The following is a 17280-nucleotide window of genomic DNA, read 5'->3' as shown; positions in this document are numbered from 1 at the left end:
AAGTTACTTACATCCAGCTTACAAAACTATTACAAAATGATTACATTTGAAATTTATACCCTACGCCCCATACGGTTTTAATATAAAGAGGTTTAGATGGATCTGGCTCAATTTTTTCTCGTAAGCGCCGCATATGAACCGTAACGGTGTTCTCGTCACCATGGTAATCGCTATGCCAGATTTTATTAAGCAATTGTTTTCTGGTAAAAACTTGCTTAGGGTTACTGGCTAAAAGCCATAGCAGTTCAAATTCTTTCGTAGTTAACTCTACGATTTCTGAATCAATGTTTACCGACCTAGTCTTACTATCAATTCGTAAATTGCCAGACAGGATTCTTTCATTCTTCTCTTGCTTTTTCCCTTTTGCCCGGCGCAGTACCGCTTGTACCCGCAATACCAACTCCGTTGGGCTAAAAGGCTTTGCAATATAATCGTCAACACCCATTCTAAAACCTGCAATACGATCTAATTCATCGCCTTTTGCAGATAAAATAACGACAGACATATCATACTCCGCGATCAAGATACTACTTACATCCAAGCCATTAATCTTTGGCAGCATTAAATCAAGCACCACTAAATCAGGTTGTTCTCGTTTCGCCACGGCTAATGCCTCCTCACCATCCATAGCCATCACAACCATGTAGTCTTCCCTTTCAAAACAATGCTTAAGAATTTTTAGTATTTTATCGTCATCATCCACAATTAAAATTTTTTCTTTGAACATATGTAACCTCCCGTTCCAACAATCGGCAAAGTAAATGTAAAAATGCTCCCTTTACCAACTTTACTCTCCACTTTGATTTGTCCCCCATGCAGTTGAACAAAATTATGGGCTAAAGCAAGGCCCAATCCACTCCCCATATATTCCCTTTCACTAGGACTGCCAGCTTGTTTAAATTTTTCAAAAATAGAGCTTTGTTCTTCCTCGCGAATACCAATACCCGTATCCTTCACAGCTATCTTTAGATACGGCTCCTGCTTCTGATGAATGACCTCCGCCTCGATGCTAATTGAGCCGTTGGAAGGGGTGAACTTCACGGCATTACCAATCAGATTTTTGATAATATGACTTACTTTGTCATAATCAGCCATGATCATCGGTACTGCGGAACTAATATTGCTATGAAACTGAAGATTCTTTTTTAGCAGTAATGGTGAGATAATGCGAGCAATATTATCAACAATCTCTCTAATATCTGTAGGCTGCATGTCTAACATGATTAAACCAGCCTCAATTTTAGATATATCCAAAATATCATTGATCTGACTTAGCAGTTGATGTGAACTTTCAAAGATATCCTCCAGATAGTCCCGTTGCTGACTACTCAAATTTTCTTCATATAATAATATTTCACTAAAAGCAATAATGGCTGTCAAAGGCGTTCGTAGTTCATGGCTCATCACCGCTAAAAATTCTGACTTGAGTTGATCCGCTTGACTGAGCTTGTCATTCATAGCCCGCAGTGCAGCTCCTTGTTCAAGCAGCTGTACATTCGCTTCTTGCAGCAGATGAGTGCGTTCGTTAACCTTTTGCTCTAATTCACTATAAAAATGCTGGATTTTATCTGCCATGGTATTAAAAGCTTCCACAAAAGATTTCATTTCATCATAAGTATGAATATCAACCAATTTCGTTTCCAATTGTCCATCTCCTATAGATGTCACCTTCGCAGTAAGTTCTTGGATTGGCATAATCACAATGTGCTCCATTAAAATATAAATCAGTCCAATGATGGCTAAAACCATAAACACAATAAACAATAATTGATTCATGATATAGCTTCTCTGATTTGTTTCGTAAGTAGTCATAGGAACGATAATACTAATAGCTCCAGCAAAATCCCCCGCCGTAAAGCCCTCTTTCAGATTTCCTGATATATCCTTGCCACCTGCTGGCTTACCATGGCAAGGCATGCAGCTTTCATCATAATATAAAGGAGAAAAGTAGCGAAAAACTTTTTCCCCACCATGCACATCATATCCCCACACTGCTGGAAGATCAGAATTGGCGGCCAATACTTTCATCTTTTCAATTTCAAAACTATCAGGAGTATTTTCTGGAGCACGTACAGAAAAACGAGTTTGTTTAATTTTATAACCGGAAGATTGATTGAAAAAATCACCAACCTCCTTCCCCACTGCCGCAGGGTTTAGATGTTTAAATTCATAATGTCCCTGTGAATCCGAATTGATGTTATCTTGCCTGAGAGCAATAACAGAGCGAGTAGCAATAAGCTGTCTGGCGACCACTGCTGCTTTCTCACGCATTTCTTCCTCAGCTTGTATGCTGTATTGATGAATATTCCATAATAAATTTATTGTCATCAACACTGTTACCACAGCAGCTATACTCAACATAAATCGTATACTAAGGCTATTTCTTATAACTATCTCACCTCAAAATCTTCTATTTTTGACATTCTAATTTACAATACAATTCGCATAATTTTCTGCAAATCCTTCCAAAGTCATCATAATTAGCCATGAATCAACATTTATGGTAGAATTGACATCATGACATTTAGAATCTTTCAATTTAGATATTCTTATATATATTGAAATAACTATTCTACATGGCAGTCGTCAGGAATCGAATCCCTATATTCCATTCCTGACAGACTAACAATCAATATACAAGTTTTTTAATGCATTGTATATAGATAAATAAGCAGGTGTTTAACATGAGACGATTTTTAGTTTTAATAGTAATACTGATGACCCTATTATTTTTTATTGAAAGCAACGACAGAATCGGATTAACGGAATATAAACCACTCGTAGATATCACAAATATAGGAGATAAATATACGCTGACTTGGTCACCAATATCGTATTTCGCCTATTACGAAGTGGAAATACTAAATCAAATTCCAGAAAAAGATCAAAACTTCTCCATTGCACTCCCTCTTCATCGGATTATCAAATATCGTACCTTTGAAAATTCTATTACAATCAACCAGAACTTTCCAGAAAGTGCTTACCTTAGAGTGTCTGCCCATAGCTTATTTCACCATCCTTTAGGTTCTTATTCTGATTTTATCCCAATAACAAAGACCGGCATGAATCAAGATGCGATGCAAACTAAACCCCGTTCCTTGATCCATTACCCCACCCATGCTCCTGCCTCTAATTTTCCTATGTTAATGTGGACCACACTTCCAGGGGCTGTTTATTATGAGATCGAATTTTTAAGTTCTCCTCCCGAAAATCCAAATGGTTTATTCCCTTCCCGCTATCAGATATTTTCTTCACGAGAAGTATTTACAAATGGCTATAGCATCAACCTATCTACCTATCCTAATGATCACTTATATTGGCGAGTTCGAGCTCTAGATTATACCGGAGATCCGATCGGAGTATTTTCCGATGCTGCCGAAGTTCGTATTGATCATACCTTGCCTCCAAATCTAAAACCCCTATCAAACACTGGCTATAAGACTGCCAATATGCCAGTACCTCTCTACCCTGTATTTTCATGGATTCCCATTACTGGGGCCACCTCTTATGAAATTGAATTAACCTCAGCACCACCCGAAAATCCAAATGGAGTACAACCATCTCGTCATCGCCTTAGACAACAAATTGTTACTATGGGTTCAGATTACTATGATGAAACGCCTTTAGGCACCCCTGGTACCTATTATTGGCGTGTTCGCGGCTTAGATGAAAATGGCACGGCAGTTGGTGTTTATTCGAATGCGGAATCCTTTGTCGTCGACCGCTCCCCAGGCAAATATGCAGCTACTTTGGGTGATAGTATCACCCATGGTGGCGGTGCAATTTCCTATTCACCTGCTGATGTCGAATATAGTTTTCAAACGTATTTATCCTTTCCCACTATCAATTTAGGGAAAAGCGGCGATACTTCTGCCTCTATGCTAAGTCGATTTGATGCGGATGTATTGCCGTATCATCCTATGTTTCTGATTATTATGGGCGGGAGCAATAGTTTACGGGGAGGTGTGCCCGGCAGCCAAGTCATCAAAGAGCTGAGTGCAATTCGCGATAAATGCTTAGTTCATGGCATTCGACCCATTTTTTTAACACTGCCGCCGATTAATCCTCAGGCCATTCAGCAGGTATTTAATGAAGAAACCATACCTGAATGGCAAAAAGAATTTGCTGTCGTAAACCATTTTATTCGTCAGCAGCGATACCATATTGATCTTGAACCCTATTTTACAGATGGAAATCAAACCTTGCCCCTCCGCTACGCTACGGATGGGCTGCATCTAGATATCGAAGGCAAAAAACTAATGGCACAAATTATTAATGCCAACTGGGCTTCAGTAACGCAATAATTTTGAAAACTACTGATAAAAAGAAACAGGCTCCCATGCCTTTAGACGACATGGGAGTCTGTTTTTTCTATTAAAATATCCCTCCGAACTTTCGCTCTCTTGAAAAAATGATGTATGGCTGGCCGATCAGCTTTTTCTACAGCTTGAATCATTTCATCCAGCAACTCTTTCACCTGCAATAGGCTTTGGGTAATAGGCTGAGAATTGGTCAAACAGATGTCTGCCCACATATCGGCATTAGAGGAAGCAATACGGGTAGTATCACGAAACCCGCCACCTACTAATTTAAAACTTTCTTCCAAAGCTGGATATTTGCCTAAGAGGTTCACAAGAGCAGCAGCTACTACATGTGGAATATGACTAATGATTGCCGCACATTGATCATGATCGGCCAAGTCCATTGTAGTAATCCTAGCTCCTGTCAAGGTAAGTGTCTGAGAGATGATTTCAACAGCCTCAGGAGAGGTAGATGCTTCGGGGATTAGAATATACCATTTATCTTTAAATAATCCTTGATCCGCTGCCATAATACCACTTCGCTCGATCCCTGTCATAGGATGTCCACTCACATAATGAACGCCAAAAGGCATCATGCATAGCAATTTTTCTGCTAAGAACCCTTTAGTACTACCTACATCTGTTAAAATCCCGCCGACTTTTACATAGGGCAAAATTTGTTCTACAATCGGTATGATTTGAAGTACAGGAGTACATAAAAAGATAATATCAGCTTGTTCTACGCCCTTTTTCAAATCATTCGTACTGTAATCTACAGCACCGCGCTGTACAGCGAGCTCTAAAGTTTCTTGCTCATAATCAACTCCTGTTACTCTTAGCTCTTCTCCACACTGCTTCTTCAATGCTAAGCCAAGGGAACCACCGATTAGCCCTAAGCCAATGATTGTAATACGCTTCACTTTCATGCCATAACCTTCCCCATGACCTGAGCAATTGTTTTGACTTCTTGCATCGTCAGTTCAAAATTCTCCGGAGTTAAAGATTGCTTGCCATCGGATAAAGCTTCTGCAGGATTTGGGTGAACCTCAATCATAAGTCCATCGGCACCAGCAGCAATACCAGCTCTGGCCATAGGACGCACTAATTTCCAGCGACCTGTACCATGACTAGGATCTACGATAATCGGGAGATGACTAATGTTTTTCACTGCCGCCACTGCACTTAAATCCAAGGTATTTCGCGTATATTCTTCATAGGTTCGAATACCACGTTCGCATAATACTACATTGTAATTTCCTTCACTCATAATATATTCCGCAGCATTCAACCATTCATTAATAGTTGCCGATAAGCCACGCTTTAATAATACAGGCTTATTGGTTTTTCCTACTGTTTTGAGCAACTGGAAATTTTGCATATTGCGTGAGCCGATTTGCAGCATGTCAGCATAAGCACTGACCACAGGCACTGACTCAACATCCACAACTTCAGTCACTATTTTCAGTCCCGTTTTCTCTCTTGCTTCCGCCAACATTTCTAGGCCCTTTTCCTCTAACCCTTGAAAAGCATAAGGAGAGGTTCGGGGTTTGTACGCTCCTCCACGTAAAAATTGTGCACCTGCTTCTTTGACAATAAAGGCCGACTGTAATAGCTGTTCCCGGCTTTCAACTGCACAGGGTCCAGCCATAACTGCCAAATGATTCCCTCCAATCAAAATACCACCAACGTCCACAATCGTATCGTCCTGCTTAAATTCACGACTAACTAACTTATAATCGACAGTCACAGATACTGTTTTTTCCACACCATCCATGGCCTCTATCGATAATTGAGCAATCAACTGTTTATTACCAATGATTCCAATGATCGTACGAGTCGCACCTTCTGACAAATGCACCTTTAAACCTAAGGCTGTTAACTTATTCATTATTACATGTACTTGCTCTTGTGTTGCTTCTGGTCCCATTACAGTAATCATAATCTGTATCCCCTCTACATTTTTATTTTAAATTTACACCACAAGTTTTGATAAGTGGCAGATTGAGATTGCATTTATATAAATTAGCTTAACCACTTCCTCATTTATATAAATAAAAAAACACCTCATCCCTATACAGGGACGAGATGCTATTGCTCGTTGTACCACCCTGCTTGCATTGCAAGCCGATTACTCTTCAAGTACGAGGCAGTTAACCTGATACTCTAGCCTTTAATAACGGTGGCATTCCGGCACGGTCTACTTGTTACCTTTCAACCTGCTACTCCTAGGTGTATTTCAATCAGTACATTTACCAGGTCACACCACCCCCTGGCTCTCTGAAAAATGCTACCAATTTACTTATCCTATTCATCATATTTACAAATCTTTATTTGATTTAATGATAATATAACAAAACTTTACACTACTGTCAAGCATTCAAGGACATTTTTATTTTTTGTATATTAAATAATTCGCCTCGCACCAAGATATCGTGTCTTCCAGTAACTTTCGTCTAAGTGACTGACTATTACACCATGGCTGGATGCATGAATAAATTTACCCTGTTCTAAGTAAATACCACAATGGGAAGCACCTTTTTCGTAGGTACTAAAAAAGACTAAATCCCCTGGTTTAAGCTCTTTTTGCGTTATTGCTTTCCCCACCTTATACTGAGCATCCGCAGCCCGCGGCAAGGTTATTTTTCTTTGATGAAATACATATTGAACAAAACCGGAACAATCAAACCCTTTGGGGTTAGTACCGCCAAACTTATAAGGTACGCCTACATAGGTTTTAGCTGTATCTGTTATTTGTTTTGCCTTATCCTGTACCTTTTCATTACCCACTTTTAAATTTTTTCCCATTAATATATAATAGGTTCTATTCTCAACAATTCCGTCGGATTTGAGCTTTTGCCGCTTTTGAAAACTGCGAACAGCCTTCGTTGTCTCTGCTGTAAATTTGCCATTAATCCTGGTAATTTTATAGCCCTTTTCCTTCAGCTTCATTTGTATTGCTGCAATTTCACTCCCTTGGTCGCCTTCTTTGAATTGAGTGTCAGCAGCATATACAAATAACGGCATTATGGAAAATAAAAGACCTAATAATAACCCTCTTGCCATAATTCCCACTTAGGCATTCCCCCGTTTCTTTCTAATTACTCACATATTTCGTTAAATACTGCCAAAATCCTGCAATTGCATCCCTATTCAGTAATTTTTCATATATTAAATCTAAGGCTCTTCTATTAGCGGAAACGAAGAGCTGATGTAAAACTTTACGTAAATTAAGCCTTCATTATTGATTTTCCTGGAAAGTTCCTTGTATACTATCAATAAGAGAAAATAACAGGAGGCTACTATGATTACATTAAAATTTCACGGTCACGCTTGTTTTCAGCTTACCTACAATCAAATTTCTATTGTATTTGATCCCTTTTTTACCGGTAATCCAAAGGCAACCCTATCGCCAGAAGAAATAAACTGCAGCTATATTCTAACTTCCCACGGTCACGATGATCATTTAGGTGATACTGTCGCTATTGCCCAACGCACAGGTGCAACTGTCATTGCCACTGCTGAGATAGCTAAGTTTTGCAATGAACAAGGCTGTACTACTCATGCCATGCATATTGGCGGTAAGCATTCCTTTGATTTCGGTTATGTGCGAATCACCCTTGCCTTCCACGGTTCAGGTATACCAGGTGGTCATGCCTGTGGTTTTATTGTCAACTTTTTCGGTAAGACAATATATTTTGCTGGTGATACAGGTATCTTTGGTGACATGGCATTGCTTGGGCGTTTAGAAAAAATTGATTATGCCTTACTGCCAATTGGTGACAATTACACCATGGGGCCACCAGATGCTGCCGAAGCTGCTAATTTATTAAAGCCTGGCAATGTCATACCTATGCACTATAACACTTGGCCTCTCATTGCTCAGGACCCATCAGCCTTTAAGAAAGACGTGGAAGAACGTTTTAATATTCCTGTACATATCATAAATCCCGGTGAAGAAACTTTGCTTTAAAACTTAAAACAATCGAACCACAAAGATGCGAAGGACACAAAGGGCTTGCCGCGGCAGGGGCATTGTGCTTTTGCGATTCATAATGTGTAATAAAAAATCGCTCCCACTGTGAGGAGCGATTTTTTATTACACATTATATAACTTTTGTTGTCCAATCTTCGACGTTCCAGATATGTGTTACCCAGTCTTCATAGAAGTCTGGTTCATGAGATACCAAAAGAACAGTTCCTTTAAATTCAGCGAGAGCTTTTTTCAGCTCTGCTTTGGCATCTACATCCAAGTGATTGGTAGGTTCATCTAATACGAGCCAGTTTGCCTCCGTCAGCATTAATTTACATAATCGTACTTTTGCATTTTCACCACCGCTTAATACCATCATCTGGCTGGTGATATGATCATTCGTCAATCCACAACGAGCTAATGCCTGGCGTACTTCAAAGTGGCTTAGTCCAGGGTATTCCTGCCATACTTCCTCCATGGCGGTATTGTTATTATGGCGATTGGATTCTTGTTCAAAATAACTTGAGTGCAGATTATCACCAAGTTCCACCTTGCCTGCGACTGGCTGAATTTTCCCCAAGATGGTTTTTAAAAGCGTAGTTTTTCCTAAACCATTGACACCACGAATGGCTACCTTCTGGCCCCGCTCTAATTGAAATGTAACGGGTCTCGTTAACGGTTCATCATAGCCCAATACTAAATCCTCAGCCTCAACAATCATGCGGCTTGGCGTTCTTGCTTCTTTAAAACGAAAGGTTGCTTTTGGTTTCTCCCGCGGCTTTTCCAGTACTTCCATTTTATCCAATTGCTTCTGCCGACTTTTTGCTCGTCCGGTAGTAGAGATACGAGCTTTATTACGGGAAATAAAGTCTTCTAATCGATCAATTTCTTGTTGCTGTCGTTCGTAGGCTTTCGACTCTTGCCCTTTTCGTATATTGTATAATTGTTGAAACTGCTCATAATCTCCTGTATAGCGTGTCAATATCGTATTTTCCACATGATATATGACATTTACAACTTCGTTTAAGAAGGGAATATCATGAGAGACTAAGATAAAGCTATTCTCATATTCTTTTAAATATCGCTTTAACCATTCAATATGCTCTACATCCAAATAGTTCGTAGGCTCATCTAAGAGTAAAATAGTTGGATTCTGCAATAATAATTTAGTTAATAATACCTTTGTTCTTTGCCCGCCACTTAAATCGGCTACATCCCTATCAAGACCGATTTCAGCCAATCCTAAACCATTTGCTACTTCAAGGATTTTGGCATCAATCATATAAAAACCGTTTGTCTCTAAAATCGTCTGAATCTCGCCTACATCTTCCATCATTTTATCTAGCTCTGCAGGTGATGCATCCCCCATGGTATCATAAATCGCCAGCATTTCAGCCTCCAGATCAAACATGCCTTGGAAAGCTTCCCGCAGTGCTTCCCGGATGGTTTTTCCTTTACTCAATACTGTGTGCTGATCTAAATATCCGACTGTTACTCGATTCGACCATTCTACCTTGCCTTCATCAGGCATTAATTGCCCTGTAATAATATTTAAGAAGGTAGATTTTCCTTCACCATTTGCTCCAATTAAACCAACATGTTCTCCTTTTAATAAACGAAAGGATGCATTTTCTAGTATTTGTCTGCCGCCAAAGCCATGGGTTACATTTTCTACTGTTAATACGCTCAATCTATTCACCTGCATTGTTTAAATTTTTCTTTTAACTTTTTTCGATAGCTTTATTATTGTAGCTTGTAAAACCTATTGTGTCAAAATAGATAATCCATTCAACCACAAAAACGCAACGGCATGCAATGTTTACATACCTTTGCGCCCTTGTCATTCATAGTTTTCTCATCGGCTAACTATTGACAAATTCACGGATTAAATCCAACTTTTTACATCGAGGCATTTTTTTTATTCTCGCTTCACGTTTTTGTGCAGCACTTTGATTTTCTTGGGATTCCCAATAAACAAGGGTTACCGGTACACGGCTGCTGGTATATTTAGCACCAATTCCCTCATTGTGGGCAGCAAGCCGCTTCTCCAAATCCACTGTCCAACCAGTATATAAAGTACCATCAGCACACTGAACAATATACGTATATGGCATATTACTCTACTACGGCTGCTCAATGGTAATTTTTTTGATTACAACATCTTCTGCAGGTTTGTCGTTTGCCCCGACTTTAACTTTGCCAATTGCTTGAACAACCTCTAAACCAGTAGTGACTTTACCAAAAACTGCATGTTTTTTATCCAACCAAGATGTAGGCGATAATGTAATGAAAAACTGTGATCCACCTGTATTCGGTCCCGCGTTGGCCATAGAAAGGACGCCAGCGCTGTCATGTTTTAAATCAGGGTGAAACTCATCTTTAATAGTATACCCAGGTCCCCCTGTACCGTTTCCCTTAGGATCACCGCCTTGAATCATAAATCCATCGATAACCCGATGAAAGATCAATCCATCATAGAACTTTTTATTTACCAGGTCAATAAAATTCTTAGTCGTGGCAGGTGCTTTGTCTTCAAATAATTCTATTTTAAAGTCACCCTTTGAAGTCTCAAATTTAGCTATACTATTCTTTTTTGCCGTCGTTGTTTGTTTCGGTGTGCTCTCTGGAGCAGCCTGACTACCTGTATTGCCAGTATTACCAGAGCACCCGGCAATCAAAAATACTTGTACAAATAAAACAAGCAGTATACTTACAATCTTCTTTGACATGATATTCCTCCCGTAGTTTAAATTACCTTCCTATTATATCATCACTACAGAAAATCACAACTTTAGAGAATCTTACTTGGGCATAATGCAGCTAAAGGACAGGTATTACACTCTGGTTTCCGCGCTTTACAAATTTTTCGTCCATGCCAAATAAGCCAATGATGAGCATCACTCCATTTATTGCGAGGTATCGCTTTCATCAGCCTTTCTTCTACAGCCAATGGGGTATCTCCTTTGGCTAATCCCAGTCGATTGGATACTCGAAACACATGAGTATCTACAGCAATTGCCGGAATGTTAAATAATTGACTTAATACGACATTTGCCGTTTTTCTGCCAACACCTGGCAGGGTAATTAATTCCTCAAAGGTTTCTGGAACCTTTTCATCATATTCTCGGCATAAAATATCACAAGTCGCCATAATATTGCGAGCCTTACTGTGATATAATCCACAATCTCGAATATATGCCTCTAGCTTTTCCAAACCCATCTCTTTAATCTTTTTGGGCGTATTATATTCAGGAAATAGACGTTTCGTTATAATATTAACCCGAACATCGGTACATTGAGCAGATAAAACTACAGCAATTAGTAGTTCAAAGGGGGAAGAATAATCGAGCGCTGTGGCAGTACCTTGATAACGTTCTTCTAATATAGATAACATTTCTTGTTTGACAGCTTTGGTAATACGCATATGTTCCTCCTAAAAAAGTAAACTTATCGAAATATCACTATAATTACTTTTTAATGTGTGCAGGTGTTTACTCTTTGTAATCTGTAGAAAGCAAAAAGATAACCCTTTCTACTAAATGAAAGGGTTATCTTTAATGTAAAACAATCTGACTAATTTGTCAAACTGCGTATCGGCGCAGGAATTCTGCCACCCCGGGCAATAAAGTCATCGGATTTAAAAGTGTTCACAGGGATAATCGGACTATATCCCAAAAGACCGCCAAATTCTACACTGTCACCGACTTTTTTACCTGGAACAGGAATAATACGTACCGCTGTCGTCTTGTTATTAATCATGCCAATTGCTGCTTCATCTGCAATAATACCTGAAATAGTAGCAGCAGATGTATCTCCCGCTACAGCAATCATATCAAGCCCTACTGAGCAGACACAAGTCATCGCTTCTAATTTTTCCAATGTTAAACTGCCGCGTTCTACTGCTGCAATCATTCCTGCATCTTCGCTTACAGGAATAAAGGCTCCGCTTAACCCGCCAACATGAGATGAAGCCATTAACCCGCCCTTTTTCACTGCATCATTCAATATTGCTAACGCTGCAGTAGTACCAGGTGCACCACAGCTTTCCAAACCCATTTCTTCTAAAATATGTGCAACACTATCACCGACTGCTGGTGTAGGTGCCAATGACAAATCAATAATACCAAAAGGCACACCCATCCGCCTGGAAGCCTCTTGGGCAACAAGTTGTCCTACTCGTGTAATTTTAAAGGCAGTTTTCTTGATGGTTTCTGCCACAGCGCTAAAATCTTGTCCTCTTACCTCTTCCAAAGCGCGTTTTACCACACCAGGACCACTGACTCCTACACTGATTACCTTTTCCGCTTCTCCTACACCATGAAAAGCACCAGCCATAAAGGGATTGTCTTCAGGGACGTTTGCAAAAACCACTAACTTTGCACACCCTAGAGCATCACGGTCACTAGTAAGTTCAGCAGTTCGTTTAATAATTTGCCCCATTTCTCGTACACAATCCATATTAATTCCCGCCTTGGTAGATGCCAGATTGATGGAAGAACAGACTCTTTCCGTTTGTGCCAAAGCTTCTGGAATCGATTGGATCAAAATCCGATCCCCTTTTGTATATCCTTTTTCAACTAAAGCCGAAAAACCGCCAATAAAGTTAACACCAACGGTTTTGGCTGCAGCATCTAGAGCCTGGGCCACAGGAACATAGCTATCAGCATGACAACTCTCAGCAACTATGGCAATGGGCGTCACAGAAATACGTTTATTAATAATAGGTATACCGTATTCTGCTTCAATATCTTCCCCAGTACGAACCAAATGCTCTCCTGCCCGCGTAATCTTCTCATAAATGTTCTGACAGAAGATTTTTATATCAGGATGACAGCAATCTCGTAAGCTAATGCCTAATGTAATGGTACGAACATCAAAATTGTTTTGCTCAATCATCCGATTCGTTTCTAATATTTCCTGAATTGTTAACATCAACGTTCCTCCTAACTTTATATCCGATGCATGATTTGAAAAATATCTTCATGCTGCGCTTTTATATCCAAACCAAGTTCATCGCCTTTTCCCTTTAAAATCTGCTGCATATCTTTAAGACTTACTTTGCTGCTTGCCATATCCACAATCATTACCATATTAAAAAATCCATCTAAAATATTTTGATTAATATTTAAGATATTCACACTGTTAACCGCCAAAATTTCACTAACCATTGCTACAATTCCCACTCTATCCTGTCCCACAATTGTAATTACTGCTTTCATTTTTTCACTCTCCATTTTTTGTAGATCTTTTTATTATAATACCTGCATTATCCCCTGTCTATTATAAAAATACATTTGTAACACTACTAAAGATGTTACTTTATATCTATTATACGAGAATAAATGGAAAAGCCAAGGCTTTGTGAAAAAGTTTTTATATTCTGATATTAATTTCCTTATTCAATTTGTGCAAAAAAAATATATCCGCGTGCAATTGCTTTAGGATTCCTTGCAAACGCGGATGTTAGTCTTTCTGATATATTTAATTTGTTTATTCTAAAAGCACTCTAAAGAAGTCACGACTGCTCACTCAATGCTACTTCCACAATATACTGCTGTCCATTCCAGCGAGTATTGGAAACCGCAGAAAGAGAAATCCCAAGATTGTTGACAACATTAACCGTTGTCTTTCGCGACTTCATTCCACCTTGCAAGGAAACCTGACCAGAATCATACTTAGGTTGGTATTGGGGCACAAAATTATTATTAAACATGCCATTATTACTTGGCAGAGAAACTGTAGTACCTGTCTCTTCATCATCCTGGTCTTGATTAGAAAAAGTACTTAATAAATTTTTACTCATTTGAAGCATCAAGCTGTCAGATTGATTATACATACCATTAGCTATTGTAATTAAATCTTTTGATAAACTTTTGAACTTCTCATCATAATTTTCATAAAACCTTTCTTGCCGAAATGTAAATTTGTCACCCTGTCGCTGCAGCTGGGCTTGTTTTAGCTGAGATATTTCATTCACTTTCTCTGAGCGAACTTCTAGAACATTCATATAAGAAGCAGGTACTATATCGTAACTATTGAAATCATATGCTACAATGATTGAATCTTGTTCTTCATTAGCTTGATCATTAGTATCAGCCCAAATTTGTTTGTTTGGTACAAAATCAGGAACAGAACTTTCCTCTATTTCTATTTGTTTAAAACTATTTTCTTCAACATTATAATATTCTTCAAAAAATTTTATATAATGAGTATTTGGGAAAAAATAAAACTTTTCCCGATAATCGACTGGATCTTCGTTTCCATTGAATCCCCTTTCACCCAGCTTCTTTTTATATAAATCAAAAGGATCGATTTCTTTCACTACGCCAATATGTGTTCCAAATTTTCCAATTTGATCATGAGAGTTATAATAATTTTCAACATCAAATTTATTGTAATTCCGAAAATCACTCCAATAAATTTGAGCAATGTCAGTAACTCCAGGTGCATTAAAAGTTTCCGTATGAATCTCGATCCCTTCATCTCGGGCAATTAATACAGCTATTAATTGTGCCAACGCCCCCCCCAGAGAGTGCCCAGTCAAAGAGATAGTGGCATTAGAGTATATTCTTTTAACTTGTTGATAAAACGAATATGCATATTCTGTTTGGTCTAGAGCCATATTTAATATGATCTTAATATCATCAAGAATATCAAAACGATCAGTGAGTTCTGTGCCACGAAATGCAATGACAATGTCGTCGGAGTTTAACCGACTATATGCAGCTCCGTAAAAACCCGCTTCATCCCAATAATCTACTAAATTATACCCTTCTGGAACAAGCCCATGTTTATATACACATGAACTTAAAGCTACATAATCATGTGTAGAAATCTCTGACATAGAACTCTCCCTCCTTATTCACTAAGTTTATCACTCCATTTTCAAGTTTTCTCTTTACACGTACCCTTCTTCTTGGGCATATCGCTTGTAGGACTGTTATGTTTTAATCTGTCTAATAATTACTTAAGCTCACTACTCTTGCTGTACTTATAGTAGAGACTTACAACAAACAGGATAATAGTTCAAATTTAGTATTAAAAAGGCGCTTGACATAAGCCAAGCGCCAAAATATAACAAATACTATCACCATAGAAATCAACACAACTCAATTATTTGCATTGGTCCATAAACAAGGTTTCGGCTAGGTGCACCATGATTTGTAACTCAATATAAAAAGATAGAACCTATTGATCCTTACTTGCTACGACTACAATCTTGATTTGTACATTTGCTGTTGTTTTCTTTTGCCCCACATACAAAACACCTTTTAACCGCCATTTACCTCACCTCGCTTTGTATCATATTCAGTTTTCAAGGTCAAGTAATCTGCCTTGATACTGGTAGTTAAATTCGTATTTTCTGCCAATGTTGCTATACCTAACGCTTGTGATAGCTCTGCAAATTGTTGCTGATATTCAGCATCAAGGATAGCCAGCTTTTGGTCTTCTATTTCCCCCTCAGCGGGTAGCTCTGAGTCGCAATAGGTATGTTTACCCCCAATAACTTTATAATTGCCTGTCAGAGCTTCCTGCCATTCGGCTTCCGATAGTTCGATATTCGATGTAGGAATATTATCTCCGTGAATATCTTTCACATAGAAGCCTATATAGGTTCCATTTGGATCGTAATTACCATAATACATATTTATTCCCCCTTTAATAACCTATAGCAAGCCAAGAAAGTGTATCTGAACCATTATCATCGGCATAAGTTTGAAATTGTATATTACTAACTTTATAGGCTCCAGCAGAGTTTCCATCTGCTGCGCTTGCTCGGGGTGAAGTTTTTCCGCCGAAACAACATAAGCAATCATTTGGGAATACAATTGGAAAACTTCTTAACGTACTTGTGTTTCCTGTTTGATTTACAGACCCCCATTGCAAGATTAATCCATTGCTTAACCTTTGATAACCATTTGCTGCAAAATAACTTCCTGCATCTCCAAGGGCATTTGCTGGTATCATATTTGCTGTGACAATTCGCGTCCATCCAGACCAGTTTCCGTTATCCCATCGTGCGGTATATTTATCTGTTCCAAAAAAGTTAATTGCTTCAACAGTAGTATAAGAATTTGGATCATGTGCAATTACGTTAAAATACCACCAATTTGAGTTAGGCGCACTGCCAACATTATTACCTCTATAAAACCCACTTTTTCCTTTTATTACTGATATACCTTGCCCCGATATGTCTTTTGCTAATGTTCCAAGTCCATAGCTTCCAGGTGCAAAATTAGCCGTTGCTTCCAATTTGGTAAAAGCATCAACAATTCCAAATTCTGATAATTTCGTCGGGTTAGTTCCTGCGATGGTTCTACCTTTTGCATCAACAGTAACGCTTTTATAGGTACCTGCCGCCACTCCGCTTGCGGCTAGTGTGAGGGGGATCGTAACATTTGCCGTTCCATCAAAGGCTACAGCCGCTCCAATGGCATCTCCCGATGTTGCTATGGTTCTAGCAGTAGTTAGCTTAGTTGCTGTAGCGGAATTTCCTATACAACTATCGGCAGTTGCTGCACTACCAACCTTACCACTAACCCCAATGGTAACCCTATCATTGGCCGCATCTGGAATAATAGCTATATTGGTTCCTGCAACCATTTCTAACGTGTCTGTTTTGCTATCCGCTTGGATCGTTGTACTGCCTACAAGCACATTACTAAACGCCATTTGGTTGACTTCCGCATTTGTTGCAATACCTGCGAGCTTATTATTTTGTGCAGCGGTCATGAAACCGTCAGAACTTACAGTTACAGTATTATGTGTGTGTACTTTCGGTGCAAAGTCACTCGGTGTTTTTCCGCTAAGCATAGCGGCGTTTAAGTTCTCGCATTCCGTTCCATTATTTACAGGGATTTGTCCATTTCCATTCCCTGGTACCAATCCTTTCAATAGTGCGGCATCAACAATTTGGTCTTCTTTTAGTCCTTTGAAATTATTTCTTAACTCGTTTGGAGCTTCTGACAGGAATCCCGTATCCTCTGGCTTTGTTGCATCGTATGCCAT

16 protein-coding genes and 1 other annotated feature are annotated in these 17280 nt (G+C 39.0%); of the genes, 2 read left to right on the top strand and 14 right to left on the bottom strand.

The features are described 5' to 3' along the window. Positions 1–40: 40 nt before the first annotated feature. A complete protein-coding gene (locus tag LMF89_RS05395; RefSeq protein ID WP_229534228.1) occupies positions 41–727 on the bottom strand; it encodes a response regulator transcription factor in 687 nt (228 codons plus the stop codon). Then, positions 706–2361, bottom strand: a complete 1656-nt coding sequence (locus tag LMF89_RS05390; RefSeq protein ID WP_229534227.1) for an ATP-binding protein — start codon at positions 2359–2361, stop codon at positions 706–708. The genes LMF89_RS05395 and LMF89_RS05390 overlap by 22 nt, the downstream gene beginning before the upstream one ends. Before the next feature lie 323 nt (positions 2362–2684). Between LMF89_RS05390 and LMF89_RS05385 the strand changes: the two genes are divergently transcribed. After that, positions 2685–4304, top strand: a complete 1620-nt coding sequence (locus tag LMF89_RS05385; protein ID WP_229534226.1) for a GDSL-type esterase/lipase family protein — start codon at positions 2685–2687, stop codon at positions 4302–4304. Positions 4305–4345: 41 nt separating this feature from the next. On the opposite strand, the gene LMF89_RS05380 is transcribed toward LMF89_RS05385, so the two are convergent. The 3 genes from LMF89_RS05380 to LMF89_RS05370 form a co-directional block, all read right to left on the bottom strand. Further along, positions 4346–5227, bottom strand: coding sequence for a prephenate dehydrogenase (locus LMF89_RS05380; RefSeq protein WP_229534225.1), 882 nt, complete (start codon positions 5225–5227; stop codon positions 4346–4348). Next, positions 5224–6240 (bottom strand): 3-deoxy-7-phosphoheptulonate synthase, encoded by a 1017-nt coding sequence (gene aroF / locus LMF89_RS05375; RefSeq protein ID WP_229534224.1) that lies wholly within the window; start codon positions 6238–6240, stop codon positions 5224–5226. The genes LMF89_RS05380 and aroF overlap by 4 nt, the downstream gene beginning before the upstream one ends. Before the next feature lie 134 nt (positions 6241–6374). Further along, positions 6375–6622 (bottom strand) — a binding site (T-box leader). Between the two features lie 82 nt (positions 6623–6704). Next, positions 6705–7373: a C40 family peptidase gene (locus LMF89_RS05370; RefSeq protein WP_369412560.1), complete on the bottom strand. Its 669-nt coding sequence runs from the start codon at positions 7371–7373 to the stop codon at positions 6705–6707. A 229-nt stretch (positions 7374–7602) separates the two neighbouring features. On the opposite strand from LMF89_RS05370, the gene LMF89_RS05365 reads away from it, so the two are divergent. Then, positions 7603–8271: a metal-dependent hydrolase gene (locus LMF89_RS05365; protein ID WP_229534223.1), complete on the top strand. Its 669-nt coding sequence runs from the start codon at positions 7603–7605 to the stop codon at positions 8269–8271. 133 nt (positions 8272–8404) lie between these two features. Here the strand turns inward: LMF89_RS05365 and LMF89_RS05360 are convergent, their stop codons facing one another. From LMF89_RS05360 to LMF89_RS05320, 9 genes are all read right to left on the bottom strand, one after another. Continuing rightward, positions 8405–9961 carry an ABC-F family ATP-binding cassette domain-containing protein gene (locus tag LMF89_RS05360; protein ID WP_007953777.1) on the bottom strand — a complete coding sequence of 519 codons (1557 nt, stop codon included), beginning with the start codon at positions 9959–9961 and terminating at the stop codon, positions 8405–8407. Positions 9962–10133: 172 nt separating this feature from the next. Further along, positions 10134–10385, bottom strand: coding sequence for a GIY-YIG nuclease family protein (locus tag LMF89_RS05355; protein WP_229534222.1), 252 nt, complete (start codon positions 10383–10385; stop codon positions 10134–10136). Positions 10386–10394: 9 nt separating this feature from the next. Beyond that, positions 10395–11000, bottom strand: a complete 606-nt coding sequence (locus tag LMF89_RS05350) for a peptidylprolyl isomerase (protein ID WP_229534221.1) — start codon at positions 10998–11000, stop codon at positions 10395–10397. 62 nt (positions 11001–11062) lie between these two features. Beyond that, the gene (gene nth / locus LMF89_RS05345; protein WP_229534220.1) at positions 11063–11695 is read right to left on the bottom strand and encodes an endonuclease III; all 633 of its coding nucleotides are present in this window, start codon (positions 11693–11695) and stop codon (positions 11063–11065) included. A 149-nt stretch (positions 11696–11844) separates the two neighbouring features. Then, positions 11845–13203, bottom strand: a complete 1359-nt coding sequence (locus LMF89_RS05340; RefSeq protein WP_007953776.1) for a PFL family protein — start codon at positions 13201–13203, stop codon at positions 11845–11847. Positions 13204–13220: 17 nt separating this feature from the next. Then, positions 13221–13490 (bottom strand): ACT domain-containing protein, encoded by a 270-nt coding sequence (locus tag LMF89_RS05335; protein ID WP_007935548.1) that lies wholly within the window; start codon positions 13488–13490, stop codon positions 13221–13223. A 296-nt stretch (positions 13491–13786) separates the two neighbouring features. Then, positions 13787–15115 (bottom strand): Tle-like phospholipase domain-containing protein, encoded by a 1329-nt coding sequence (locus LMF89_RS05330; RefSeq protein WP_229534219.1) that lies wholly within the window; start codon positions 15113–15115, stop codon positions 13787–13789. Positions 15116–15542: 427 nt separating this feature from the next. Beyond that, a complete protein-coding gene (locus LMF89_RS05325) occupies positions 15543–15917 on the bottom strand; it encodes a hypothetical protein (protein ID WP_229534218.1) in 375 nt (124 codons plus the stop codon). A gap of 13 nt (positions 15918–15930) precedes the next feature. Next, positions 15931–17280 carry a pyocin knob domain-containing protein gene (locus LMF89_RS05320; protein WP_229534217.1) on the bottom strand — a complete coding sequence of 450 codons (1350 nt, stop codon included), beginning with the start codon at positions 17278–17280 and terminating at the stop codon, positions 15931–15933.

This window comes from Pelosinus baikalensis (genome assembly GCF_020819555.1).
Classification (GTDB): Bacteria; Bacillota; Negativicutes; order DSM-13327; family DSM-13327; genus Pelosinus; species Pelosinus baikalensis.
The sequence above is the reverse complement of the archived record's forward strand: the minus strand, read 5'-3'. Positions and strand labels throughout refer to the sequence as shown.